We start from the raw sequence: 23,942 nt of genomic DNA on the forward strand, positions 1-23,942 counted from the left end.
AACACAAACTAATTCACTTTCCCACAGTAGCGCAGGCACAACTGCGGGGTAGGCCGTGGCCCTGAGACAACTGGCGGGCACTATCGCCAGCTGGCTCAGGGCTGGAGGCAATCCCCCACGTGCCTGCGCGGGTCCAGAAAGCATACCCTCGCTAATTTTAGTACCCAACAACCAGTCGAGCCACGCACAACCCACTTCCAACAGGATATGGAGTGGGTTAGTCTTTCTGCCAAAAAAATATCCTGGCTTCTGTACCTACTCACACTCAGCCTTAAGTCTGAGTAAGAAATCCGCTATGGGACCGTCGGAGAAAGTGGGAATTCATTATAAACTAAGGATACAAATGAAGGGAGGACATCAACATGAAGAAACTTGGATTAGTTTTACTAGGCATTATAGCAGGTTTAATTCTAGCGCTAAACGTAGGTCCAATCATTGTTTTAGCCGTAACAGGCGCGATCGCACTGGTTAGCTACCACTACTGGAGAAAGAGCCAGTCGATGTTCGCGAAAGTAGTCTGGATGACGGTTTTGATCATTAGTGTTATCGGCTCGATTTCAAATATCGGCGCATTCATCGGGATCATCGCGTTGATTGGAGTCTATTATGTATATCGCAAATGGAAAGACCGCAATGTAAACCCGAACGTCATATCTAATGACCCGTTCACAAACTTTGAACGCCAGTGGAATGAACTGACAAAATAAAAGGAGAGATGCACTATGAACGCATTTTGGCACAAATTGAAATATACAGTACAAGAAGAGTTGAATGGTTTGATGGAAAAGCCGCAGAAGAAAGAAAATCCGCTGGAGTTACTGAATCAGTATTTCCTAGATGCGCAAAAGCAAACAGCGGAAATCGGTAAGTTGCTTGAACGTCAAGGAAGACTGAAAGAAGAATTAGAAACCGAATGTCAGGACGCGGATTTGATGGCGATGAAACGTCGTCGTCAGCTAGAACTTGCTGAAGTGACAGGAGATGCAGAGTTGATCGCGTTCGCTCAAGAAGAAGTAGAAGCATATGAAGGACGAGTTGCCCGTTTGTCTACGAGTATCCAAGACGCTACGAAAGAATTGCTGTCATTGGAACGGAAATTTGAAGAGATGAAGCATCGCGTGAAGGATATGCGTGTTCGCCAGTTACAATTGATGGGCAAAGAGAATGTGACACGCGCGCAAGAAAAAATGGATCGATTCGTTAAGCCCGATCAGTCATTTTCTACGCTTGATGACTTGCATTCGTACATCGAAAATCTGGGTGGAAGAACGAGAACGCCGCAAACGCACTCGTCAATGGAGCAACGTCTAGATTCTTTAGAGAAATCTAACGCAAAATCTCAAGATATTGTGTAAACTATAAGAGGAAGCATCGCGCTTCCTCTATCGAGAAGGGAGAGTATGGAATGGCTAAGAAGGATTCTACTAAAGTTTCGGTATATGTGCTTGCTCTTTTGACGATTGCTTTCGTCGAATCCATGGTGTTTTCAAACGGTAATTTCATCTTCCTCCTTCTCGGTTGGGGATTTCTCGATTACGGTTATCGAAAACGTGGGAAATGGACAGCGATCACAGGAATTGTCTTTATCGTAATTGCACTTCTGACATTATGGAGTGTGCGGCTGCTGATTTTAGCCATTGTCTTGTATATTATAATGAAGCTATGGAAAGGCATACCGGCTAGTGAAGTGTTTGGTGATTTACAAAAGCCTCGAGTTAGACGATCGCAAGGTATGTGGAGAAACCGCTTATTTTCGATCCAATCGACTCCGTTCGCGACGTATGAGTGGGAAGATATTCATATGCAAGGGTTTTTCGGTGACGTGCATGTCGATGTGACCGATACGGTATTGCCTAAAGGGGCTTCGTTTATTTCGGTTCGGCAAATTTTTGGTAAAGTGCGTATTGAACTACCTTATGATATCCCAGTGCGAATTCATTATGCCACGCTGTACGGTGAAGCGAATATTTTAGGCAAGGCCCAAAAGCAATTGTTCAATGAAACCTTACAAGAACATGATGGCTATGAAACGAAGCGGCCGAATGATCCCGAGTTGATTATTTCGGTATTTACTTGGATCGGCGATGTGGAGGTGCGTAGAAAATGAAGGCAATCATTGGTCGCACCATTTTCTTGACGTTGATGTTTAGTTTGATCGTCGCGGTCTTTTTCTATTTGTTCATTGATGTATCGATTGCGGAATATCAAAGGTTGCTACTCGATACAGAAGCGGCGGATATGCCGTTGCTCGTTTGGTTGTTCACAACAATTTTCATCATCGGTTTAGGAATTGCTAGCTGGGTCAGCTTGAACAGTAGGATGAAAGAAAATATTATTACCGGAAAACTGCAGCATTTATATGCTAAACAGGAATTTACGAGCTCAAATAAAATGAAAAAACAGACGAATCGTTCCATTGAACAGCTTTATGAAGTACTCGAAGCACAGCGGAACAGTTTGCGTAAGATTACTGATGAGCGTGTCGAGACACAAGATAAAATCATTCAGGAACGGATCATTCAAGAACGCCAAAGATTGGCGAGAGAACTGCATGACTCTGTGTCCCAGCAATTGTTCGCGGCATCTATGTTGTTGTCGGCACTTGCGGAACAAGCGGAAGAAGGTCCGATAAGCAAGCCGTTACTGCAAGTAGAAAGAATGGTTCAACAAGCGCAATTAGAAATGCGAGCTTTACTTCTACATTTACGTCCGGCCGCATTGCATAATCAAACGCTTGCGAAAGGTCTCGAAGAGTTATTGAGTGAATTGCAGGAAAAAGTGACGTTTGATATTACACATCGATTAGAAGATATCGAGCTATCTAAAGGTGCGGAAGATCATTTATTCCGAATTGCACAAGAAACATTGTCGAATACACTTCGTCATGCACAGGCGACGGAAGTAGAAATTTTATTAATCGAACGTGATGGATTGGCGATTTTGCGCGTGCAAGACAATGGCGTTGGATTTAAGCAGGATGATGGTAAAGGTGGATCTTATGGTCTGCAGAATGTGAAGGAACGTGCGATTGAGATCGGTGGCAGTTGTAAGATTGTCTCGGTACCTTCTCAAGGAACGATCATAGAAGTGAAATTACCGATTTTGAAAGGGGAGCTGGCAGATGATTCGAGTGCTGTTGGTAGATGATCATGAAATGGTGCGCATTGGCGTATCGACGTATTTGCAAATGCAACCGGATATCGAAGTGATTGCGGAGGCGGAAAATGGTCAGATAGGCGTTGAGAAAGCGCTGGATTTGCGTCCGGATATTATTTTGATGGACATGGTCATGCCTGTCATGAATGGCGCCGAGGCGACGGCTGCGATTATCGCTAACTGGCCGGAAGCGAAGGTCATCATCGTCACGAGTTTCCTCGATGACGATAAATTATACCCCGCACTTGAAGCAGGTGCTGTCAGTTATATTTTAAAAACATCCAATGCGAAACGGGTGGCGGATGCTGTTAGGGAAACTATGCAAGGGCAAACGGTACTCGAGCCCGAAGTGACATCTAAAATGATGACAAAAATGCGCGGTGCCCAGACACATGCCTTGCATGAAGATTTAACCGATCGTGAGCTAGAAGTATTATTATTATTGGCCAAAGGTAAATCTAATCAGGAAATTGCGGATGAACTATTCATTGCGTTAAAAACGGTTAAGACCCATGTCAGTAATGTATTATCCAAATTGGAAGTCCAAGACCGCACTCAAGCGGTTATTTATGCGTTTCAAAACAAATTAACGGTTTGATAGTCTATTAGTAAAAATTTCAACATAGTAGTAGATAGACGATAAAACTGTGGATAAACAGCATTTTTAATTAGAATAGTCTGAAGTCACGGACTTCTCCACAATCTATCCACGCACTATGTGTATAAGTATTCAGTTTTATGCGAAAACGAAAAAGTATGCACATGTGGATAAAAAATATTCCGCCGGAAACTTATCCACTATTTGTTACGTCATGGTAGACTGGGTAAAAGAAAATAGAATAGCAGAAGGGAAACCTTCGCGGAAAGAGAGTCATATGGAATTATTTGATTTAATAAAAGCGCTAATTTTAGGGTTTGTAGAAGGTATGACGGAATTCGCGCCTGTTTCTTCGACGGGTCATTTGATTATTGTCGATGATATGTGGCTGAAGACAGAAGAATTCCTTGGGAAATATCCCGCGATTACATTTAAAATAGTGATTCAGCTCGGTTCGATCTTGGCTGTAGTCGTTGTGTTTTGGAAACGGTTATTTAGTTTAGTCGGTTTGTATAAAGTAGATAGCGGAGTCAAGATGAGCGAGCGTTTCAATTTGCTACACGTAATCGTTGGTATGTTGCCGGCTGTTATTTTAGGTTTTGCACTAAAAGATTTAATTGATGATTATTTATTCGGTGTAGAAACGGTTATTTTTGCGCTAGTTGCAGGTGCGGTGTTGATGATTGCAGCGGATAAATTTGGACCGAAAAATCCACGTGTACAGACGCTGGATCAGATTACATATAAACAGGCATTTACAGTGGGGTTGGTTCAGTGTTTGTCATTGTGGCCAGGGTTTTCACGTTCGGGTGCGACGATTTCAGGCGGTGTGTTATTTGGGATGAATCACCGGACGGCTGCTGACTTTACGTTCATCATGGCGGTTCCAATTATGATGGGTGCGAGTCTTGTGTCGGTGTTGAAGAACTGGGAGTATATGTCGATGGATGACATAGGATTCTATGTGGTTGGTTTCTTGAGTGCGTTTGTATTCGCGCTGATTTCGATTCGCTTCTTCTTGAAGTTGATTTCGAAGGTCAAGTTGATGCCGTTTGCAATTTATCGTATTGTGCTGGCAGCGATCTTGGCAATGATTGTGTTTTTATAAGAAGTTAGACGACCTTTGCAGAATTTGCAGAGGTCGTTTTATGTGGAATGAAATAGGATAGGTTGACGGGGATAGGGAGGGGATTTGCGCTTCGGAGGGGACGCTTTCCTGCGGGTATGGCTTGGGCCCATGGGAAAGCGTCCCCTATCTGGAGTTGCAACCCCTTCATACTCACCAGTTTACTGTTCCGGCTTTAAATTACTGTATACCTCTTTCCTACTTCTGCAATTTCCACCAAACCACTGAACGTTTTCTCTGCTTCGTTCAAAATCTCATGGATATTCCCGTGATGTGGCAGATGGGTGAGGACGAGTTGCCCGACTTCGGCTTGCTGTGCAAGTGCACCTGCTTGGCTACCTGCTAGGTGACCTGGTGATTTGCCGAGGTGTTCTTCATATAGATTGGCCTCGCAGAATACGATGTCGGCATGTTGCGAGAATGCCACGAGCTTGTCCGACCATTCCGTATCGGCAGTGAGAACCGCAGACTTGCCTTCTACTGTGAACTTCATGGCTAGGCAGTAGACGGGATGGATAGTTGGACAAAATGTTACGGTAAACGGGCCGATTTGAACGGATTGATTTTCTTGAATTTCAATACCTTGTGTTTGCTCTTTATACGTCAACTTCGCAAATTGTTCTTCATCCTGCGCGTGCCCGTAAATCGGCAGTGGAGGGGAAGGGTGTCCAAGGTAGTACTGAATCAACCGGTTATATTGCAAGCTTCCTATGTCTGCGATGTGATCTGCGTGATAGTGGCTGATGACGACCGCGTCGAGCTGTTCCAGTGCGATATGATTTTGCAGGGAAGATAGTACGCCACTTCCGCAGTCGAACAGGCAATGGAATCCTTCGTGTTCGATGAGAAATGAAGAGGTGGCGCTGTTTGCTTTCGGGTAGCCGCCCCAGATGCCTAAAGGGATGATGTTCATGTGAATTCCTCCTGTTTGGTTATTTACGTACTTTTATTGTAAGTGAAGGGTGAGGAAAAGTCGTAAAGTAGGTGTTTTTTTTTGAGGTGCCGACTCTAAGCGCCACCTTTCACTTTTGGTTCATCCAGTTCAAGCGGCTAGGATCTCGGGTCATAAGCCGTGCCGGTCGTGAGGCAAAAAGCGCCTCAAGTCCAGCCCGTCTTATGCCTGTCGATCCTGTCGAGCCGCTTTCACTTTTGGTTCATCTAGTTGCAGGTGGCAGAGTCTCGGGTCATAAGTCAAAGCTGCTGTGCGGCAAAAAGCGCCGCTTCGCACCTTCGCCTTATGCCTGCCGACTCTAAACGCCACCTTTCACTTTTGGTTCATCTAGTTCAAGCGGCTAGGATCTCGGGTCATAAGCCGTGCCGGTCGTGAGGCAAAAGGCGCCTCAAGTCCAGCCCGTCTTATGCCTGCCGATCCTGTCGAGCCGCTTTCACTTTTGGTTCATCCATGCGATAATAGAGAAAATACACTTTGAGGATGACGATATGAGTAAATTAGTTGAAATACAGTTAAATGCACAGGGCACGGTGGCTTTGAAGAAGGGGTATCCTTTGATTTTGAAGGATGCTGTGATGAGTAGTGAGATTCAGGCGAAGGAAGGTAGTTTGATTCGTCTGACGGATCGTTATCATAAATATTTGGCTACAGGTTATTATGGAATTCAAAATAAAGGAATTGGCTGGGTGCTGACTTCGAATGAGAGAGAAGAGATTGACTTTGATTTCTTCGATCAGAAAATGGCGACTGCGTTTGAGCGTCGTGACGCGTATATGAAAGATCCGAATACGACGGCTTTCCGTTTGTTTAATGGAGAAGGCGACGGAATTGGTGGCGTGACGATCGATTATTTCGATGGCTATTATATGGTCAGCTGGTATAGTGAAGGGATTTATGCGTTCCGTCATCACGTGTATAACGTGTTGGATAAGCGTGGGGGTTACAAAGCGGTTTACGAGAAGAAGCGTTTTGATTCACAAGGGCAGTATGTGGAACAGGATGATTTCGTTCAAGGGACGCCTGGAGATTTTCCGATCATCGTCAAGGAAAATGGCATGAACTTTGCGATTGATTTGAATGATGGTGCGATGACGGGAGTTTTCCTTGATCAGCGCGATGTACGTGAGGCGATTCGCGACAACTATGCGGAAGGTCGCGAAGTGTTGAATACGTTCTCTTATACAGGAGCGTTTTCGGTTGCTGCTATTTTAGGTGGCGCGAAGAAAACGACGAATGTGGATTTGGCGAAGCGTAGTGTCGCGAAGACAATCGAGCAGTTCAGTGTCAACGGTATCGATTACGAGCAGCAGGATATTAAAGTGATGGATGTCTTTGACTATTTCCGTTATGCCAAGCGTCATGACATGAAATTCGGACTAGTTGTACTGGACCCGCCGAGCTTTGCGCGTTCGAAGAAGTATACGTTTAGTACAGCGAAGGATTATCCTATGCTGATGAAAGAAGCGATTGCGGTTACGGAGAAGAACGGTATTATCGTAGCTTCCACAAATAACGCGAGCTTTAGTATGAAGAAGTTCAAAGGCTTCATTGAGCAAGCTTTCAAGGAGACGGATATGCGCTATAAAGTACTCGAAGAATCGTCATTACCAAGAGACTTCCGTACGCCGCGTGATTATCCTGAATTTAATTATTTAAAAGTCGTTATTGTGCAGAAGTTGCGTTAATTCGTCACAAAAAGTAGAGTGACAATGTCAATATTTCCTAGTACGATGGATTCAATGAAGTCGTGAAACGGGAGGTAAACATATGAAGCGAGTACTTGCGCTGTTGGCTGTGCTGTCTGTCTTGGTACTAACTGGCTGTTCCAATGTGTATAGCGAGGAAGACGGCTACCGCATGGCGATCATCAATCAAGGGTTCCCTGTTCCAAAAGAAGCTTATGAAGTGAAAGCAGAGGATTGCGTAGGGGAAATTACTAAATCGGCGAAGTATAAGTTGAAAGGCATCGGTGACTCGGAAGGCAATCCGCCAGATCATTATTTGCGTACGATCGAAGAATGGGGCTGGACGGAGATGCTGGAAGACCGCAGAGGATCCATTCATTTCTATGAGAAACAAGGCAAGATCATGTCGCTCAATATTAAAGAGAACGTCTTTGATGTATTTGAAATGACGAGCGCAACGGAATCATAAGTTAGGTGGCGAGAGTATGGAGACGAAAAAACCGAAGCTAGACATAGAGAAACCTGCTGTTGCAAAAGCGTTCGATGTGTTGGTTATCGCTTTATTCGCTGCTGCTCTCGTCTATTTAGTGTTGCAGTGGAATCAATTGCCGGATCGTATTCCTGCGCATTTTGGAGCGAATGGGGAAGTGGACCGTTACGGTTCGAGAATGGAATTACTGCTGTTACCAGTCATTGGTATCGTTATGTGGGTAGGGATGTGGAAGCTGGAGAAGTATCCGCATACGTATAACTACTTGAATTTGCGTCCTGATAACGTAGAAATCCAGTACCGCTATGGCGTGCTATTCATGAATGTCATGAAAAACATTTCGACACTACTATTTGTCTTTCTCATATGGCAGTCGGTCGATATCGCTTTGGCTCGAATCGGATCATTGAACATGCCTTTGCTCATCACGATACTTGCACTATTATTTGGTTCGATGGGTGTCTATTTGTATAAAGTACTAAAGTTATAGAATATGCCTGAAATGTATTCCTAACATTCTGCCAATAAACGAATCTATTGATCACCTCTTATCGTATACTCCTGATAAGAGGTGATTTTTTATGAAATGGAAACTGTTATTTGTCTCTTTACTAGCCTTCTTTGTTCTGCCGACAACGGCTGGGGCAGTAGATTTCAGCATTTCGGACGTAAAAATCAACGCGCAGTTGGAAGCGGATGGTACCGTTCAGGTTAACGAGCAGCATACGTATGATTTTGACAGTGGATTTAACGGAATTATTCGAGAAATGCAACCGAAAAATGAAGCTTCAATTGAAGACTTTAAAGCCTCTGAAAAGGGTAAACAGTTAGAGATTGAGAAGCGTGACACGGAATATCGTGTACACCGCAAAGGAGACAGCGAAGTCATAGTCTTTGATTTGCAGTACACGATTAGAAATGGAATGGAAAAATATACAGATGGCGCGCAGTTCTATTGGCCATTTTTTGATCGTCGTAATGAAACGGATTATGGCAATATGACGATTACCATCATCCCTCCTAGTAAAGCGTCTGACGTAATGTTCATCGGCTATGACAATGCGGAAGAGACAGGGGAAGTACAAGCGAATGGAACGGTCGTATTTTCATTGGGAAAAGTCCATGCGGGAAACAATGGTGATATTCGCGTGATCTATGAACCGTCTTTATTTCCAGCCATGACCGCGGTAGATGCCGACATTCGCCCAACGGTCAAAAAAGATCAGGAAATGGTAGCTATGCTACATGAGAAATTCATTGAGAGTCAAAAGATTGTAGGCACTGTGGGTAGTGTGAGTGCAGCAGCGGGTATTCTTGGAGTCGGTTTGATTGGCTTTTTCGCGAATGCGAGAAGGAAAAGCTATAGGAAGGAAGCGCACTATCAAATGGAGTCGAATGGCTTTTACGTTCCCACGAATGATATGAGCTTACCGGCTGTACTTCTTTTCAAGAATGGAGCAGCTTCCATCGAGCTAATGTCCGCCGCATTGCTTGATCTCGTTCGTAAAGGGAATGTGAAACAACTATCCGATGAGGAGTTTGAATTGGTCGATGCGAACGTAAAATTAGAACACGAGAAGCAATTAATTCAGCTGCTATTTTTCCAAATCGGCCAGGATCAAAAGTTCACATTGGGCAAGTTGAAAAGTTACACGAAAGAAGAGAAGAATTATGAAGCATTTGATAAGAAATTTATCATGTGGAAAGATCTTTTAAAAACAGAGTTGAATGAATACAAAGTGAAGGCCAAGACTATAAAAGAACGCGTAATCCTAAGTTTAATCGGTACACTTGGAATTGGATTGGCCATCTTTTTTATCTATTATGCGTTATATTTGCAACTAGTTCTAGTAGGGATTTTGACGTTAGGTGCATTTGGATTCGCATTGTTTTACAGTCCGTGTAATTATGAAGGGACTTTGCTCAAACTTGAGTGGGAGCGAGTAAGTCAATGGATGAAGGAACTGGATACGAAGAAATGGGAAGGCTTATCGCTTGATGATCGATTCCGTGTATTAATTTATGGAGTAGGTGTAAAGCATCCCGAACTGGACGCGTATTACAAGGACTTCGTCAGTGTCCAAAAGCAGCTTGATCAACATCGCACTCGTTATGATGAAAGACATCGACAGGATACGGCAGACGCACAGTACGGAAATTCCTATTATGGCGGTGTTGTCTACAATCCTATATTCCTAACAGGTTCTTTCAATCAAGCGTCGACCAATGTATCGAACAACGCTCCAAGTAGTGACAGTAGCAGTAGCAGTGGAGGCGGAACAGGTGGTGGAGGCGGTGGATCGGGTGCGTTTTAAGATAAGTAAAAGGAGTGAATAGAGTGGGTAAAACAATAGTTTGGTTCCGAAAAGATTTACGTTTGCATGATCATCCTGCATTGGTGGAGGCGGCAGCGCATGGTGAAGTGTTGCCCGTTTTCATTTTGCCAGAAACGCGCTATGCAGCATCCGATTGGTGGCTGCATCACAGCTTGCTGGAAATAATCGAACGCTTTGCGAAGCAACAAATTCAGTTCGTGGTGCGTCAAGGGCAACATGTCGAACAGCTGATGAAGTTGCTAGATGAAAGCGAAGCCGATCAGCTTGTGTTCAATGAATTATATGATCCCGAAAGCCGGGAAGCAGAACGTGTAGTAGCGGAGGCTTGTGAGGAAAGACGTGTTCAAGTGCGTTCATTCCAAGGGTCATTACTCGTTGCGCCTGATGCGATTTTCAATAAAACCAATCAGCCGTATAAAGTATTTACACCGTTTTGGAAGCGACTGCGACAAGAACTGATAGCGACACCGCTCGCGACTCCTGAACTCATGCCGTCTACTGCTGAACTTCAGTCATTGCCTTCCGATGAATGGGGTTTGTTATCGGATGTTCGTTGGTATGACAAGCTCGCAAATCATTGGCAACCTGGAGAAAGAGCCGCGATGAAGTGTTGGGAAACGTTCCGAGACTGTGGCTTGTACGATTATTTAGTAGGACGGGACCTCCCCGCCCAATCTAGTGTTTCACGAATGTCGCCTTACTTGGCTTGGGGGAATGTAAGCGTACGTTCGCTATGGCACGGCGCGTTAGTTGCAGCGGAAGACGTCGGTGATCAACAAGTGGAAGCGTTTATTCGCCAATTGGCGTGGCGGGATTTCGATAATTACCAGCTACTGTACTTTCCAGAGATGTTGACGAAACCTGTGCGACCAGAGTTTGAAAAATTTCCGTGGCAACTAGCTGATGATCAGCTGGAGGCTTGGAAAACAGGACGTACCGGTTATCCGTTAGTCGATGCCGGAATGCGTGAATTATGGGAAACAGGCTATATGCATAACCGTGTGCGAATGGTCGTAGCTTCCTTTTTGATTAAACATTTATTGATCGACTGGCGTGAAGGTATGGAGTGGTTTGAAGAGACGCTGGTGGATTTGGATCTAGCGAACAACGCGATGGGATGGCAATGGGTGGCGGGCAGCGGTTTTGATGCTTCGCCGTACTTTAGAGTGTTTAACCCAATCCTTCAGGCTAAGAAATTTGATGAAGAGGCGCGGTATATAAAAAAATGGCTGCCCGAGTTGACGGACATGCCAGTAAAGTATGTATTTCAACCGGCAGAAGCACCGAATGATGTCTTGGAATCAGCAGGAGTAACGATTGGTACATCCTATCCGGCTCCGATTGTGGACCACCAAGCTGCCCGTGCCCGTGCATTGGCAGCGTATGATACATGTAAAAATTCTTAAATTTCATCGATAGATTCAAGCAGATGAATATGTTGTAAATTCAGCCGGTCAGCCCAAATGAACGCTCCGTATCCACCTAGATAAAATTCGGTATGAGGATGTTGGCCTGCAAACTCGTCTAACTCTTGTATCATCTGTGGATTCTCTTCAAATGGAAACGTAGTGGATGCCGACAGCAACACTTTGACAGGCTTGATCTTTTCTATAAGAGACTGGATCGCGCCCGGAGCCGGCGATGATCCAATCATCGCTGTACGCCAACCTTTTAGCATCAGTTGCAGTAAAAAAATATGCACCGGAATTTCATGTGATTCATTAGGGAGGCAAGCGCCAAGCAGTATGGGCGAGTCTTCTCGGTATTGGAAGTTGCGCCGTAGCTGGACGAGTTGATCGCGTACAACCAGACTCGACAAGGCTTCTTGATATTCGTCCCATTCACCACTTGCCCAGAGATCGCCTACTTCCTGCAAAAATGGAATGACGATTTGCTGAAGATAATGTTCAAGTCCTAATCTATGATAGGCGGCTTGCAAGGAGAAGTTTAATTCTAGTTCATCACAATTTTTACCGTGGCGCAATAAGTCGCTCAATGTATCCTCTACATACGTATTTTCTGGATTCAATGGAAGTGTGGAGTTTTTCTGGGATTTCGCCATTTCGGCTGCTTGCGATAGCGCAAAACCATCTTCTGCGTAACGTTTCATCAGCAAAAATAACCGGATATCCTCGTCGTGATAAATTCGATAGCCATTATCTAGTCGCTGTGGAATAACGATGTCATAACGTTCTTCCCACTTCCTCAAAACTTGCCGCGACAAGCCTGTTTGATCTGCAACCTGTTTAATTGTATACGTAGGGGCTTCAGATGATGGCTTCAAAGTGATCAACCTTTCTATATACTATAAGTAGCGATCCAATATCGCCCGATTCTACATGTCTAACATTATACATAGATTTGACGAGTTAAGTCAAATCTGTTATTTTTACAGTGTAGGAAGGTGTCTAGATGAAAACTAAATATATTGTACAAGGTATATGGATTGGCCTCTTAACTGGTGTTTTTCTCGCTATGTTCTTAAAATTTATGCAGTCAATTACAGGTCACAAAGTATATACTTTGTTATTGAATGTTGATTACATACCTATCGTAAAAGAGTATGCATTTCCAGAAGTGATTGAAGTGTTTTTCCATCTGATTGTTTCAATTGTTCTCTGTATCATATTGGTGATTCTGTATGATAAGAGTAGTGGTTTCATTCGTAATCATGCGATATTGTTCCCTTTTCTAGTGAATATAGCCATCGGATTATTATTGTATCCGACAACTTCTTTTTCTGATCGTACGCCCCCTGTCACGAATATGGTTTCCTTGTTCTGGTGGATGGTCGGACACGCTGTCTATGGTTTCTTCGTAGGAGTTTTGATCAGCAAGAAATCAAAAAGTATAAAATAAGTCTATACCCATCAATTATTCTAGTGTTTATGGGTAGATCTATGTATAATCAAGTAAACTAAACATTGTACAAAGTATTAACAACTTAGAAGCCAGCAGCTTGTTCGTGCCAGTGGAAGAAAAGGAGAATTCCAATATGTGGAGTACGAAAAAACGCAAAACCCCATCACTAGTCCGATCTATTTCCGCTGTTCCTATCAACTTGCAAGTACCTACTAAAGAGATTCAATTGCAGTTAGATGCTATTCAATTAAGTGAGCGAGATTTACAACTTTTACGTGCGTTAAAAGGCCCGATGAACGACCGGATGGATGAAATTGTAGAAGCATTTTATTCTAGTGTGATAGCCGTTCCTACATTGTCTCAAATGATTAAAAAGTACAGTACAACCGATTATTTACGTAAGACGCTAGCTATACATCTCGCGGGATTATTCGACGGTGTGATTAATGAAGCCTATTTGATCAATCGAAGTAAAGTAGCTGGTGCTCATTTACGCATTGGTTTGGAACCTAAATGGTATATCGCGGCTTTTCAAAACTTGCATTCAACGATGCTCGATATATTATTTGATTTAGAATTAGATCGTGCAGAAGAGCATGAAATGATTGTGGCGTTAAGTAAGATTTTGAATTTCGAGAAGCAGTTGGTTCTTGAGGCATTCGAAAAGAGTACGAATGACGCAATTCATGCAAATCAGCAACAAGTGAAAAATAGCGTCAAGCAACAAATTGGTAGTATTGCGCTGGAGATTGAAGGGAAGTCCGAGTCAACATATGCAGTCGTCAACGATTTGATTGAGCAATCTACCGTACTCGAAGGGAAAATTCAAGAAAGTATTGTCCGTTCCGAAACTTCAGTAGATCAAGCGCAGTCTGGAATCGAACAGATGGCACAGATGGTGGTCACTTCGGAGACGATCGTTAAGGAAACACAAGGCATGGCGGCATTAATTGAAGAACTGAATCGTTCATCCATTCAAATTGAAGAAGTCGTTCAGTTAGTGAAAAATATAGCTGATCAGACCAATCTCTTAGCACTGAATTCTGCAATTGAAGCGGCACGTGCGGGTGTCCATGGAAAAGGTTTCGCGGTTGTGGCGGATGAAGTCCGAAATCTAGCTGATCAGACGAAACGTTCGACAGAAAATATTGCACAACTCGTCGCGCAGTCGAAGGCGAAGACGCGAGCCGTTCATGATGCGATAGATACCGTCACGAAGTTTGCGGATATGGGCATGAAAGAAACGGAAACAACTAGAGAAACATTTCGGAACATAACAGAGACGGTTCATTTGACGATTGACGATATCCAGCATTTTTCAGATCATATGAAAAATTTGCAAGGCGTCATTACATCAATTGGCGATGTATCGAAAGAAGTCGTTTCAACTTCTTATGAGTTGGAAGAAGCGATAAATGTCCTATAAAAGGAAGTGAGTCTGCATGTTTTTAGCCTGGAGCGAAATAAAAAAGAATAAATTACGGTTTTTACTCATTACATCGATTTTGCTATTGGTGTCTTTCCTCGTGTTCTTCCTATCCGGACTGGCAAATGGATTAGCCAGCATGAACAGAGAAGCGATCGATACATGGAAAGTCGATGCCGTTTTACTGACAGAGGAATCTGATAAGAGTTTGTATGAATCGGCACTTAACAAGGAAGTAGCCGAAGAGTTGAATGCGAAAGAAACGGCTGTTGTCAGTCAAATGGGTGCCATCGCAAACAATGGTGCCACCAAGCAAAATGTGATGCTCTTCGGTATTGATAGAGAAGAGTTCATCAAGCCGGAAGTCAGTGAAGGAGACCCGACATTTTATGTTCAAAACGGTGTCGTGGCATCTGATGTGTTGAAAGATGAAGGCTTTAAGATCGGGGACACACTCGAGTTATCTTCATCTAATACGGAACTGACAATTGTCGGCTTTACAGAAAAGGCTCGTTTCAATGCATCGCCTATTCTCTATATGAAGTTAAATGATATGCAGAAAATTAAATATGGAGACGCCTATACAATGAATAAAGACATGGTCAATGCGATTGTCATCAAAGACAAAGACTGGGATACACTTTCCTTGCCTGACAATACGGAAATCATTGAAACGGAAACGTTTATTGAGAATCTGCCAGGTTATACAGAGCAAAATTTGACGTTAACGTATATGATTTACTTCCTATTCGTCATTTCAGCTGCTATCGTTGCGATTTTCCTGTACGTATTGACAGTACAAAAAATCAGCATGTTTGGTCTGATGAAGGCGCAAGGAATTTCCAGTGCTTATTTGGCAAGATCAGTAATCGCGCAGACGTTCATTCTTGCGTTGATCGGAGTAGTCCTCGCGTTCGGTCTGACGTTGCTTGCGGGAAGCTTCCTGCCAAATGCAGTTCCTATCATGTTTGATATACCTACCATGATAATTTATGGTTTGGTCTTAATAGTAGTGGCAATTCTCGGAGCAGTCATTTCGGTTTGGACGATTATCCGAATTGATCCGCTAGAAGCGATAGGAGGGTAAACGATGGTACTGGAATTACGAAATACAAAAAAGACGTTCGGTGAAGGCAATACGTTAGTAGAAGCGATGAAAGAGACAAATTTCGTAGTTGAGCGTGGTGAATTGGTGGCAGTCATCGGTCCATCAGGGTCAGGAAAAAGTACGTTCCTGACAGTGGCTGGCGGTCTACAATCTCCAAGCGAAGGCCAAGTCATCATTAACGGGAAAGAATTATCGCAACTGAATGAAAAGCAACGTTCAAAAATCCGTTTACAGGAAATCGGATTTATATTGCAGGCTTCCAACCTCGTGCCGTTTCTAACTGTCGACGAGCAACTTGAATTGCTGAATAAAGTAAAGAGAGGCAATATGTCGAAAGACGAGCAACGTAAGTTATACGAGGATTTGGGTATTACCAAGTTGCATAAAAATTATCCTTCTGATTTATCGGGCGGTGAACGGCAGCGTGTGGCGATTGCTAAAGCGTTGTTCAGTAAGCCAGCAATTCTTTTGGCAGATGAGCCTACCGCTTCACTTGATTCGGATCGGGCGTTCGAGGTAATGGAGTTATTGCGTAATGAAACGAAGACCAATCAGACAGCGACCATTGTCGTGACACATGACGTGCGGTTGATTAAGTACGTGGATAAGGTGTACAAGATGACGGATGGTGTGTTAAGGCTGGAGAGTGTGGCTGAGACGGATTTAAATGAGTGAGTGGAATAGCTCGGTAAATAATAAAAATAAACGCTTCGGACGGCTATTTATGGCTTTCCGAAGCGTTTTTTATTGGAGGATTTATTGGGTATGCTCATGAAATTGGGGTGAGTGATCTATACACGGGGGAAGCGCTCTGTGCCACGTGTTAACCGCTCTATCACACGTGTTATCCGCTCATAGTCCGTGGGTGAGTGCTCTATGCCACGTGTTAAGCGCTCTATCAAACGTGGTATTCGCTCATAGTCCATGGGTGAGTGCTCTATACCACGTGTTAACCGCTCTATCACACGTGTTATCCGCTCATAGTCCATGGGTAACCGCTCTATCACACATGTTAGCCGCTCTATCAAACGTGCAAACCGCTCATAGCCCATTCACGAACGCTCTAAACCCCAAGCATTACCCCAATAAACCGGAGATAATCTTCCGGGCTACCATAATATCCTTCGTTCCATGCACCAACATCCGGCCATCACGGAATAATACGAGTCGATGATCGTTGTATTCACAGGAAACCAAATATGGATTTTGCTTTAAATTAGAAACAATACCGCGAATCGATTCGGCGAATGGTAATAGTTCCACTTGTCGGTGCTTCGGCCAGGTTAGTTGTACAGTGTCGCGTCCACACAGCACGGCAGTCCGAATGACTTCATTGGCAGACAGATAAGGGTAGACAGGAGTGGCTGAGCAACTTGGACAACTGGGTTTCTTCATACTTTGCACGTCCATTGCAGCACGTTCGCCTGTCCAAAGATCGACGGATTCTAGACGCGGTTCCATCGACGCGCCCGTTATACACTTCAGCAATTCGGCGGTTTGACGGGCGGCCGTCGTGACGACGATTGGCGAGATGACGCCGACTGTATCGCATGTCAATGACTGTGGCGGTAACGCTTCGAGCAGACAATGCAAGCAGGGTGAGCCTTCTTTTACACCAATAGGAAACGTCAGCCCGTAGCTCCCGACGCAAGCACCCATGAAGAAAGGGATGCCCAGTTGTAATGCGGCGTCATTTGCCAGTAATCGAGTTTCGATATTATCTGTGCCGTCGAGAATGAATTGATGGCCTTCGAATAATTCGAGGATGTTTTCTGGCGTCACATCCGCCACAATCCCACGCACTTTCACATCGCTGTTGATAGCGCGCAATCGGCTTTCCGCTGCAATTGCTTTTGGCAATTGATCGATGACATCCTGTTCCGTGTATAATTGCTGTCTATGGAGATTGGTCCATTCCAAAATATCGCGATCGACAATCGTCAGTTCACCGACACCTGCCCGGACTAGCATCTCCGCTCCAGAAGAACCGAGTGCACCCGCTCCTAAGACGAAAACTTTTGCTTCACGAATACGCTGTTGCCCAACCAGTCCGATCGGTGTAAACAGCTCTTGCCGAGAATATTTACCAATCAATTTGTCACAAGTCCTTCAGTGGGACTGCTAGCTACACCATAGTCACGTACTGGCATACGTCCTGCCTTATAACCGAGACGTCCCGCTTCAATCGCCATCTTCATTGCGGCTGCCATCATGACAGGATTTGCCGCTTCTGACACTGCTGTATTTAACAAGACACCGTCTGCTCCGAGCTCCATCGCGAATGCTGCGTCTTTTGGTGAGCCAACGCCTGCATCGATGATCACGGGGACATTGGACTGCTCAATGATGAATGACAGATTCAGCGGGTTCAGAATGCCTCTGCCTGAACCGATTGGCGCAGCGCCCGGCATGATGGCATGAACGCCTAATTCGCATAGTCTTTTTGCGAGTACTACATCGTCTGACGTATAAGGCAATACAATAAAGCCTTCCTCTAATAGCGTTTCAGAAGCACGTAATGTTTCTACAGGGTCTGGCAGCAATGAACGGCTGCACCCAATGATTTCAACCTTTACCATGTCACAAAGTCCGGATGCTTTTGCGAGACGCGCGATATGTACGGCTTCTTCTGCTGTGCTTGCACCTGCAGTATTTGGAAGCAATGTATAGCGAGTTAAATCCAATTGCTCTAGAAAATTAGGCTGCGATGCTTCAAAAATATCCATGCGCCGTACCGCGAATGTGAGGATGTCTGCTTCTGATTCTGCGACTGCCTGCTTTTGTATATCAAATGAAGGGTATTTCCCTGTACCTAATAATAAACGTGAAGAGAATTCTTTATCTGCAATTTTTAACATCTTCATCCGCCTCCTACAAAATGAATGATTTCAATTTGGTCTCGATCCATAATCGGTGCATCGTAGTACTCTTTTTGCAAAATTTCTTTGTTTTTCTCCACAATCAAAATACGATCACCAAGTCCTAAATGCTCAAGTAACTGCTGAATCGTCCTTACTTCCGGAACGACTGAATACGACTTTCCGTTCAAGTCAATCATTTTCTCCATTAAACGCCTCTCCTTTTCTATAACTCTGTAAAACGTTTAGTGACCGCATAGGGGATAATACAGCCGCGCCTGCTACGTTGTTTCGCTGCAAATCAGGCAAATGATGTGGCTGAATTCCGCCGATTGCATATACGGGAATCGAACTATACTTCGCAATAGAAAACAATTCGTCGGTACCGCGTGCTGGTAGGCCGGGTTTTGATTTTGTTTCGAAAACATGCCCGTATAAGAGCCAATCTGCTCCTTCTGTCGTAGCTTTTTTTGCCTCTTCTATTGAATGAATCGAGCAGCCGAATGTTAGCTCGGGAAACTTCCGACGTGCATCCCGTACACTCATGCCATAGCCCGGCAACTGCACGTTCGAAAGGTTTAGCTTGCTGGCTACGTAAGGTCTGGCATGTATAATGAGCTTTTCAAGTGGGAATCCACTATTCGCAAGACGTGAAATCACATCTATCAGTTGTTCATCTGTCTTGGACTTTTCACGCAAGATCATAGCATCCAGAAACGGTATTGTCTGTTGCAAGTGAAGTGTTAGTTCATCAAGCGAAAGACGGTCATCGGTCACGCCAAGTAATTTCATTCATGCCCCTCCAATAGAAAAAACCACTTCCCGAATCGGAAAGTGGTGGATGTGTCGACAGAAATACATACGGAACGACTCGCCACTTCCCTCCGCAGGTGCTAACCTGTTCAGGTAATAAGGGTTTCAGAGCCACACTCTTTTCTCAGTCCTTGTAAAGGATTCCCCTAATGGTCAAAATATTTCATTTTCAGAACTAGCGTATCATGTGTGTGAGAGAATGAAAAGAGTTTCTTCATAAAAATTAGAAGATGATTGCGTCAAACTATTTTATTCATTTACCTCAATTCACTTGTATTAATTATCCTACGTATAAGATTATTTTGTGAAAATGACCTGGACGTCCATCAACTTTTGTCAAACAATACTTTTTCTTCTCGTCAAAGTGCTTTATACTGAATAGGTAGTACACATTTATGAATAGAGGAGAATCGTACGGATGAAATTAACCTATTCTGGTAAAACGAAAGACGTCTACCGCTTGGAAGATGGCCACGTGCTATTGAAATTCAAGGATGATGTAACAGGGGAAGATGGTGTATTTGATCCAGGTGCCAACACAGTAGGCCTGACGATTGAAGGTGCCGGGAAGTCTGGACTTCGCATGACGAAATACTTTTTCGAGAAATTGGAGGAGCAAAACGTACCGACACATTACATCGATGCCGATCTGGATGAAGTGACGATGACGGTGAAGCCTGCTACGGTCTTTGGTAAAGGATTAGAAGTGATTTGTCGATACCGTGCGGTCGGAAGTTTCTTGCGCAGATTCGGTGCATACGCTGAAGAAGGACAAGTACTGGATGCTTACGTGGAAGTGACGCTGAAAGACGATGAACGTCAAGATCCACCTATTTCGGAAGATGCTTTGGCACAACTTCACATTTTAACGCATGAAGAATATGCGACACTTAAAGAATTAACAAAGCAAATTTCTGAAGTAGTACGAAAAGAGATGGCGGAAAAAGGTTTAGAACTATATGATATCAAATTGGAATTCGGTCGCGATCCTGAGCGCAACATCATGTTGATCGATGAAATTTCAGGAGGCAATATGCGCGTTTATCGAGGCGATACATATATTGAACCAATGGAATTAGAAAAGATATTATTCTCATAAAATTTGACCGGAAACGAAAAATGTTTCCGGTTTTTTATATTTCCTATACTAGCAACCAGTGTGTGTGGCGATACATAGTTTGCTTTATCACCAGTGTGCGGTAGTGAATTCTAGCTAATGAAAGGGCCTTTTCTATCAGCGAAACTTTAATCTGTCTGCGGCTTTCATTTATTTGTTGGAAGGGGGATGCGGTTGCGCTCTATGTTTGTCGTTAAGCGCTCAATGTGTCTGTGTAAACGCTCTATGTCGGGCGTAAAGCGCTCAAAGTCCAGCGGTAAACGCTCAATGTCACAGGGTAACCGCTCTATCCAGTCCGCAATCCGCTCTTAAAATGATAGATACATGTTAGAATTTTGAGAAATGGGGTACACTACACACTATGAGTTCATTATCCAATCAGTAATGAACAATGAATTACATAACTTATACAAGGAGGAATTTAATGATGTGGAAATTACCAAGTATTGCATTGAGCTCAGCGTTATTGATGGCAGCTTGCGGGGGCGCTACGGATGAAGGAAATGAAAAAGAAAAAGAACCGGTGAACGGCACGGGTGATCCAGTTGTAGAAGAGGAGACAGTGGAGCCTGAAGTGATGGCACCGGTTATAAATGTGGATGGAGAAGAAATTGGTTCTGTAACGCTAACGCAAGGGCCATCTGGAGTAGCAATGGATATCGATGTATCCGGCCTTGAGCCAGGAGAACACGGTATGCACTTCCATGAAACGGGCGTCTGTACTGCACCGGACTTTAAAGAGTCTGCTGGCGGTCATTTCAACCCAACAGATAAAAAGCATGGATTAGAGAATCCAGAAGGACACCACGCAGGAGATTTGGAGAATCTTGTGGCGGATGAAGAAGGTAACGCAAAAGTTACTGTGACGACAGATGCAGTTACGCTTGAGTCTGGAAAAGAAAATTCGTTAATGGATGAAGATGGAAGTGCATTGATTATCCATGAAGGCGCAGATGATAACATTACCGATCCAGCAGGCAATTCAGGAACACCATTTGCTTGTGCAGAGATTACATCTGAGAATATGAAGTAAGAGGTAAGGCAGGATGTCCCGAGGTGTGGGGCATCCTTTTTTCGCGTGGACGAAGTCTTAATCGAAATATATAAGAACTGGATAATCTGTATTTACAAGGGGTTTCGATCCTAATGATAAAATGGAAGAATGCATATCACCATCCTTCTTTCTAACGGTCTCTTCATTCCCACAGACGAAAAAAAGAACGCCCTCCCGGAAAGGGGCGTCCTGTTGATTATCGAACGATCGCGATAATCCCTTCTTCATCATCCAGCTTTAGCTGAATGCCTGCTGCCATCGGATCTTGATCGAGATACTGCTCAATCCAAAGGCGAAGCGCTTCGACGAGACGGGAAGTGTCCAAGTGATGCATTTTGCCGTTAAGCTCTGCATCTGCTGAAAACCCAGTGTCGTCATCGTAAGCAAGTTCGACTTCCACGTCGTCTGGCATTGCACGTGACTCTTTTGCAATTAAGACACAAACCGCATTCACTACGTCTTGTTCGTAGATTATCTGTTGTTCCATTGATTCATATCCTCATTGCGTTTACGCTCTTTCTCTTTGAAGATCGCGAAAATCTTGCGAACCATGTAAATGATGAAGACAATCGCTAACACGTTAATCATCAAGCCCATAATGGAGCCGAGCATACCCATATTCGCAAACAAGCTACCGAATAATAGACCTGCAAGTCCACCGACGAATAGACCTTTCATCAAGCCGCCACCCATTCCGCCTGGCTTCTTCGCTGTGTTACCTGCTGTTGCTTTATCATTACTTTGATTGGTGTCTTGTTTCTTTTCTGCTTTATTCGGTTGCACACGATTTGGTGTACTGAAACTCTTCTTACCGGACTTATAGCCACGTGCTTCGGCAGTAATTTCATCTTGGAAGATGATGTTCCCGATTGGCGACAAAATCAATGTCGCAGCGAGGAAAAATGCAGCAAATTTTTTCAATTGAAAATCTCCTTTAGTGCTGTAATGAAGGTCTTGGATTTACCAAAGCCCTTCTCTTTATTTTACTGGATAACTGATCGTAATGAAAGGAAATTCCCTTACTTGGCGAAGAAGTTTTCTGTATAAAATGGCTGTTCTTTGTCATTAAAGTCTACACCGATCCCAAGGAACTGGTAGTCACGGATTAATATGTTTTCTCTATGGCCTTTTGAATTCATGAGCCCTTCATGTGCGAAAATACTACTTGATTGACCGTAAGCTAGATTTTCACCCGCACTGACGAACGTTACTCCTTGCTTTTTCATCCGGTCGAAAGGGGACTCGCCTTGTAAGTTTTCATGACTGAAATAATCTTGTACTGCCATATCTGTACTATGCAGACGGGCTGTTTCGGATGCAAGTTCGTCCCATGTTAAAATGGAGCGGCCATGTCGAACTCTTGCCGCATTCGTCAAATCAAATAGTTGCATCTCAAAGCCTTGACGCATCGCATCGTTTTGAGGGGCATAGAGCGCGGACTTTTTTTGCTCTAGCGAATCGGCTATTAATTGTACTGCAGTTACCGTATTCGCCTTATGCAGATCATAAAAGACGTAGATATAGAGACCGTCGGAATGAAAGATATCCATGCCTTCATCATTTTGCAACTTATAGATGTTTGTCCCTTTACGTATTTCAGAGATCGGTTCGCCGAGACCTTCACGTATTTCCGCTTTCGGCACACCGTACTCGATGCCGATGGATGAAGCGATGAGGCGATCATTTGTATAGAGCGCATTGACGCGACGTTTGATATCGTATGACAACATGACGAAGTTCTGATAATTGTCATGGAACGTCAGCCATTCCGTTCCATATTCATTGACGGATTTTCGCATAGGTTCACCGAGCTTTTCCTTCACTTGCGCTTCGGTTGCGCCGATTTCGATATTGTGGATGGAAATAATGCCTGTTGCCGGTGCATCGAGCACAGGTTGGGCCACTTCATCTGGGGGCTTGCTTCCGACAGCTTTATCGGAAACGAATGTAATAAAATTGACAATCGATTCTTTTGTATAGTCAAGCGCAGATCCAACTACTTCCTCGTTCAGCACGGATTCTACTTTGGCATCAAGCGGTTCGAGAAACGATAAGTCCACGTATTCCGATACCGGGCCTTCCCATAAAGGCTTGAAGGCGTAGAGTAGTACTGCGAGAAAGAGTAACTGAAACAGGCGTTTTATCATAAGAAACCCACTCCTCCATCATATTATACTCTGTTTCACCCTCAGCAATACAGTGGTAACTATGAAATGTTGAAAATTTTCCTACAGAGTAGCAGGAAAAAGGGTATACTAAAAAAAGAATGGAAGTTTGGAAGGAGTGGATGGCATGTTCGGTGGCGTGAGCAGTGTACCTTCCTGGTTTTATATAGTCGCATTTGCAGTCGTCATATTGATT

The 23,942-nt window shown here is 44.0% G+C and carries 26 protein-coding genes and 1 riboswitch; of the genes, 17 read left to right on the plus strand and 9 right to left on the minus strand.

Annotated features, from left to right (window positions below):
- Positions 1–362: 362 nt before the first annotated feature.
- From CSV70_RS06960 to CSV70_RS06985, 6 genes are all read left to right on the plus strand, one after another.
- On the plus strand, positions 363–707 hold the full coding sequence (locus CSV70_RS06960; protein WP_099629587.1) for a lmo0954 family membrane protein: 345 nt from the start codon (positions 363–365) through the stop codon (positions 705–707).
- 15 nt (positions 708–722) lie between these two features.
- Positions 723–1,355 (plus strand): PspA/IM30 family protein, encoded by a 633-nt coding sequence (locus tag CSV70_RS06965; RefSeq protein ID WP_085132444.1) that lies wholly within the window; start codon positions 723–725, stop codon positions 1,353–1,355.
- Between the two features lie 50 nt (positions 1,356–1,405).
- Positions 1,406–2,107 (plus strand): cell wall-active antibiotics response protein LiaF, encoded by a 702-nt coding sequence (liaF, locus tag CSV70_RS06970; protein ID WP_085132445.1) that lies wholly within the window; start codon positions 1,406–1,408, stop codon positions 2,105–2,107.
- The gene (locus CSV70_RS06975) at positions 2,104–3,147 is read left to right on the plus strand and encodes a sensor histidine kinase (RefSeq protein WP_085132446.1); all 1,044 of its coding nucleotides are present in this window, start codon (positions 2,104–2,106) and stop codon (positions 3,145–3,147) included. Before liaF ends, CSV70_RS06975 begins: the two co-directional genes overlap by 4 nt.
- Complete coding sequence (locus CSV70_RS06980) at positions 3,122–3,754, plus strand: response regulator (RefSeq protein WP_099660923.1); 633 nt, start codon at positions 3,122–3,124, stop codon at positions 3,752–3,754. The genes CSV70_RS06975 and CSV70_RS06980 overlap by 26 nt, the downstream gene beginning before the upstream one ends.
- 277 nt (positions 3,755–4,031) lie before the next feature.
- Positions 4,032–4,862 carry an undecaprenyl-diphosphate phosphatase gene (locus tag CSV70_RS06985; protein WP_099660994.1) on the plus strand — a complete coding sequence of 277 codons (831 nt, stop codon included), beginning with the start codon at positions 4,032–4,034 and terminating at the stop codon, positions 4,860–4,862.
- 193 nt (positions 4,863–5,055) lie between these two features.
- Here CSV70_RS06985 and CSV70_RS06990 read toward each other — a convergent pair whose 3' ends face one another.
- Positions 5,056–5,793 (minus strand): MBL fold metallo-hydrolase, encoded by a 738-nt coding sequence (locus tag CSV70_RS06990; RefSeq protein WP_099629591.1) that lies wholly within the window; start codon positions 5,791–5,793, stop codon positions 5,056–5,058.
- A gap of 527 nt (positions 5,794–6,320) precedes the next feature.
- On the opposite strand from CSV70_RS06990, the gene CSV70_RS06995 reads away from it, so the two are divergent.
- From CSV70_RS06995 to CSV70_RS07015, 5 genes are all read left to right on the plus strand, one after another.
- Positions 6,321–7,517, plus strand: a complete 1,197-nt coding sequence (locus CSV70_RS06995) for a class I SAM-dependent rRNA methyltransferase (protein ID WP_099627704.1) — start codon at positions 6,321–6,323, stop codon at positions 7,515–7,517.
- An 82-nt stretch (positions 7,518–7,599) separates the two neighbouring features.
- Positions 7,600–7,986 (plus strand): hypothetical protein, encoded by a 387-nt coding sequence (locus tag CSV70_RS07000; RefSeq protein ID WP_085132450.1) that lies wholly within the window; start codon positions 7,600–7,602, stop codon positions 7,984–7,986.
- Between the two features lie 16 nt (positions 7,987–8,002).
- Positions 8,003–8,497: a DUF1648 domain-containing protein gene (locus CSV70_RS07005; RefSeq protein ID WP_099660924.1), complete on the plus strand. Its 495-nt coding sequence runs from the start codon at positions 8,003–8,005 to the stop codon at positions 8,495–8,497.
- A gap of 91 nt (positions 8,498–8,588) precedes the next feature.
- On the plus strand, positions 8,589–10,322 hold the full coding sequence (locus CSV70_RS07010) for a DUF2207 domain-containing protein (protein ID WP_099660925.1): 1,734 nt from the start codon (positions 8,589–8,591) through the stop codon (positions 10,320–10,322).
- A 23-nt stretch (positions 10,323–10,345) separates the two neighbouring features.
- Positions 10,346–11,749 (plus strand): cryptochrome/photolyase family protein, encoded by a 1,404-nt coding sequence (locus CSV70_RS07015; protein WP_158232385.1) that lies wholly within the window; start codon positions 10,346–10,348, stop codon positions 11,747–11,749.
- Here the strand turns inward: CSV70_RS07015 and CSV70_RS07020 are convergent.
- The gene (locus CSV70_RS07020) at positions 11,746–12,627 is read right to left on the minus strand and encodes a MerR family transcriptional regulator (protein ID WP_158232352.1); all 882 of its coding nucleotides are present in this window, start codon (positions 12,625–12,627) and stop codon (positions 11,746–11,748) included. The two genes, CSV70_RS07015 and CSV70_RS07020, sit on opposite strands and share 4 nt — an antisense overlap.
- 128 nt (positions 12,628–12,755) lie before the next feature.
- Between CSV70_RS07020 and CSV70_RS07025 the strand changes: the two genes are divergently transcribed.
- The 4 genes from CSV70_RS07025 to CSV70_RS07040 all read left to right on the plus strand — a co-directional run bounded on the left by CSV70_RS07025 (position 12,756) and on the right by CSV70_RS07040 (position 16,414).
- Positions 12,756–13,202 (plus strand): hypothetical protein, encoded by a 447-nt coding sequence (locus tag CSV70_RS07025; protein WP_099660928.1) that lies wholly within the window; start codon positions 12,756–12,758, stop codon positions 13,200–13,202.
- A 136-nt stretch (positions 13,203–13,338) separates the two neighbouring features.
- On the plus strand, positions 13,339–14,631 hold the full coding sequence (locus CSV70_RS07030; protein ID WP_099660929.1) for a globin-coupled sensor protein: 1,293 nt from the start codon (positions 13,339–13,341) through the stop codon (positions 14,629–14,631).
- Positions 14,632–14,647: 16 nt separating this feature from the next.
- Positions 14,648–15,718, plus strand: coding sequence for an ABC transporter permease (locus tag CSV70_RS07035; protein ID WP_099660930.1), 1,071 nt, complete (start codon positions 14,648–14,650; stop codon positions 15,716–15,718).
- A gap of 3 nt (positions 15,719–15,721) precedes the next feature.
- Positions 15,722–16,414 (plus strand): ABC transporter ATP-binding protein, encoded by a 693-nt coding sequence (locus tag CSV70_RS07040; RefSeq protein WP_099660931.1) that lies wholly within the window; start codon positions 15,722–15,724, stop codon positions 16,412–16,414.
- A 402-nt stretch (positions 16,415–16,816) separates the two neighbouring features.
- On the opposite strand, the gene CSV70_RS07045 is transcribed toward CSV70_RS07040, so the two are convergent.
- The 4 genes from CSV70_RS07045 to CSV70_RS07060 are packed head-to-tail and all read right to left on the minus strand — an operon-like array spanning position 16,817 to position 19,389.
- Positions 16,817–17,833 (minus strand): ThiF family adenylyltransferase, encoded by a 1,017-nt coding sequence (locus CSV70_RS07045; protein ID WP_099660932.1) that lies wholly within the window; start codon positions 17,831–17,833, stop codon positions 16,817–16,819.
- Positions 17,830–18,603, minus strand: coding sequence for a thiazole synthase (locus tag CSV70_RS07050; RefSeq protein ID WP_099660933.1), 774 nt, complete (start codon positions 18,601–18,603; stop codon positions 17,830–17,832). The genes CSV70_RS07045 and CSV70_RS07050 overlap by 4 nt, the downstream gene beginning before the upstream one ends.
- Positions 18,600–18,806, minus strand: a complete 207-nt coding sequence (gene thiS / locus CSV70_RS07055; protein ID WP_085132461.1) for a sulfur carrier protein ThiS — start codon at positions 18,804–18,806, stop codon at positions 18,600–18,602. Before thiS ends, CSV70_RS07050 begins: the two co-directional genes overlap by 4 nt.
- Positions 18,790–19,389: a thiamine phosphate synthase gene (locus CSV70_RS07060; RefSeq protein ID WP_099660934.1), complete on the minus strand. Its 600-nt coding sequence runs from the start codon at positions 19,387–19,389 to the stop codon at positions 18,790–18,792. The genes thiS and CSV70_RS07060 overlap by 17 nt, the downstream gene beginning before the upstream one ends.
- A 70-nt stretch (positions 19,390–19,459) precedes the next feature.
- Positions 19,460–19,568, minus strand: a riboswitch (TPP riboswitch).
- Between the two features lie 260 nt (positions 19,569–19,828).
- Here CSV70_RS07060 and CSV70_RS07065 point away from each other — a divergent pair.
- A complete protein-coding gene (locus tag CSV70_RS07065) occupies positions 19,829–20,509 on the plus strand; it encodes a phosphoribosylaminoimidazolesuccinocarboxamide synthase (RefSeq protein ID WP_099627714.1) in 681 nt (226 codons plus the stop codon).
- A 442-nt stretch (positions 20,510–20,951) separates the two neighbouring features.
- Positions 20,952–21,560 (plus strand): superoxide dismutase family protein, encoded by a 609-nt coding sequence (locus tag CSV70_RS07070; RefSeq protein ID WP_099660935.1) that lies wholly within the window; start codon positions 20,952–20,954, stop codon positions 21,558–21,560.
- A 217-nt stretch (positions 21,561–21,777) separates the two neighbouring features.
- On the opposite strand, the gene CSV70_RS07075 is transcribed toward CSV70_RS07070, so the two are convergent.
- The 3 genes from CSV70_RS07075 to CSV70_RS07085 all read right to left on the minus strand — a co-directional run bounded on the left by CSV70_RS07075 (position 21,778) and on the right by CSV70_RS07085 (position 23,728).
- On the minus strand, positions 21,778–22,068 hold the full coding sequence (locus CSV70_RS07075) for a DUF2653 family protein (protein ID WP_099627715.1): 291 nt from the start codon (positions 22,066–22,068) through the stop codon (positions 21,778–21,780).
- A complete protein-coding gene (locus CSV70_RS07080; protein ID WP_099627716.1) occupies positions 22,053–22,502 on the minus strand; it encodes a hypothetical protein in 450 nt (149 codons plus the stop codon). The genes CSV70_RS07075 and CSV70_RS07080 overlap by 16 nt, the downstream gene beginning before the upstream one ends.
- Positions 22,503–22,600: 98 nt before the next feature.
- The gene (locus tag CSV70_RS07085) at positions 22,601–23,728 is read right to left on the minus strand and encodes a CAP domain-containing protein (RefSeq protein ID WP_099660936.1); all 1,128 of its coding nucleotides are present in this window, start codon (positions 23,726–23,728) and stop codon (positions 22,601–22,603) included.
- Between the last annotated feature and the right edge of the window lie 214 nt (positions 23,729–23,942).

Source organism: Sporosarcina sp. P25 (assembly GCF_002743235.1).
Classification (GTDB): Bacteria; Bacillota; Bacilli; order Bacillales_A; family Planococcaceae; genus Sporosarcina; species Sporosarcina ureae_B.

Bases quoted from the DNA above. Each gene is read 5' to 3' on its own strand.
- CSV70_RS06960 (WP_099629587.1), top strand. From the start codon at position 363: ATGAAGAAACTTGGATTAGTTTTACTAGGCATTATAGCAGGTTTAATT.
- CSV70_RS06965 (WP_085132444.1), top strand. From the start codon at position 723: ATGAACGCATTTTGGCACAAATTGAAATATACAGTACAAGAAGAGTTG.
- liaF (WP_085132445.1), top strand. From the start codon at position 1,406: ATGGCTAAGAAGGATTCTACTAAAGTTTCGGTATATGTGCTTGCTCTT.
- CSV70_RS06975 (WP_085132446.1), top strand. From the start codon at position 2,104: ATGAAGGCAATCATTGGTCGCACCATTTTCTTGACGTTGATGTTTAGT.
- CSV70_RS06980 (WP_099660923.1), top strand. From the start codon at position 3,122: ATGATTCGAGTGCTGTTGGTAGATGATCATGAAATGGTGCGCATTGGC.
- CSV70_RS06985 (WP_099660994.1), top strand. From the start codon at position 4,032: ATGGAATTATTTGATTTAATAAAAGCGCTAATTTTAGGGTTTGTAGAA.
- CSV70_RS06990 (WP_099629591.1), bottom strand. From the start codon at position 5,793: ATGAACATCATCCCTTTAGGCATCTGGGGCGGCTACCCGAAAGCAAAC.
- CSV70_RS06995 (WP_099627704.1), top strand. From the start codon at position 6,321: ATGAGTAAATTAGTTGAAATACAGTTAAATGCACAGGGCACGGTGGCT.
- CSV70_RS07000 (WP_085132450.1), top strand. From the start codon at position 7,600: ATGAAGCGAGTACTTGCGCTGTTGGCTGTGCTGTCTGTCTTGGTACTA.
- CSV70_RS07005 (WP_099660924.1), top strand. From the start codon at position 8,003: ATGGAGACGAAAAAACCGAAGCTAGACATAGAGAAACCTGCTGTTGCA.
- CSV70_RS07010 (WP_099660925.1), top strand. From the start codon at position 8,589: ATGAAATGGAAACTGTTATTTGTCTCTTTACTAGCCTTCTTTGTTCTG.
- CSV70_RS07025 (WP_099660928.1), top strand. From the start codon at position 12,756: ATGAAAACTAAATATATTGTACAAGGTATATGGATTGGCCTCTTAACT.
- CSV70_RS07030 (WP_099660929.1), top strand. From the start codon at position 13,339: ATGTGGAGTACGAAAAAACGCAAAACCCCATCACTAGTCCGATCTATT.
- CSV70_RS07035 (WP_099660930.1), top strand. From the start codon at position 14,648: ATGTTTTTAGCCTGGAGCGAAATAAAAAAGAATAAATTACGGTTTTTA.
- CSV70_RS07040 (WP_099660931.1), top strand. From the start codon at position 15,722: ATGGTACTGGAATTACGAAATACAAAAAAGACGTTCGGTGAAGGCAAT.
- CSV70_RS07050 (WP_099660933.1), bottom strand. From the start codon at position 18,603: ATGAAGATGTTAAAAATTGCAGATAAAGAATTCTCTTCACGTTTATTA.
- thiS (WP_085132461.1), bottom strand. From the start codon at position 18,806: ATGGAGAAAATGATTGACTTGAACGGAAAGTCGTATTCAGTCGTTCCG.
- CSV70_RS07060 (WP_099660934.1), bottom strand. From the start codon at position 19,389: ATGAAATTACTTGGCGTGACCGATGACCGTCTTTCGCTTGATGAACTA.
- CSV70_RS07065 (WP_099627714.1), top strand. From the start codon at position 19,829: ATGAAATTAACCTATTCTGGTAAAACGAAAGACGTCTACCGCTTGGAA.
- CSV70_RS07070 (WP_099660935.1), top strand. From the start codon at position 20,952: ATGATGTGGAAATTACCAAGTATTGCATTGAGCTCAGCGTTATTGATG.
- CSV70_RS07075 (WP_099627715.1), bottom strand. From the start codon at position 22,068: ATGGAACAACAGATAATCTACGAACAAGACGTAGTGAATGCGGTTTGT.
- CSV70_RS07085 (WP_099660936.1), bottom strand. From the start codon at position 23,728: ATGATAAAACGCCTGTTTCAGTTACTCTTTCTCGCAGTACTACTCTAC.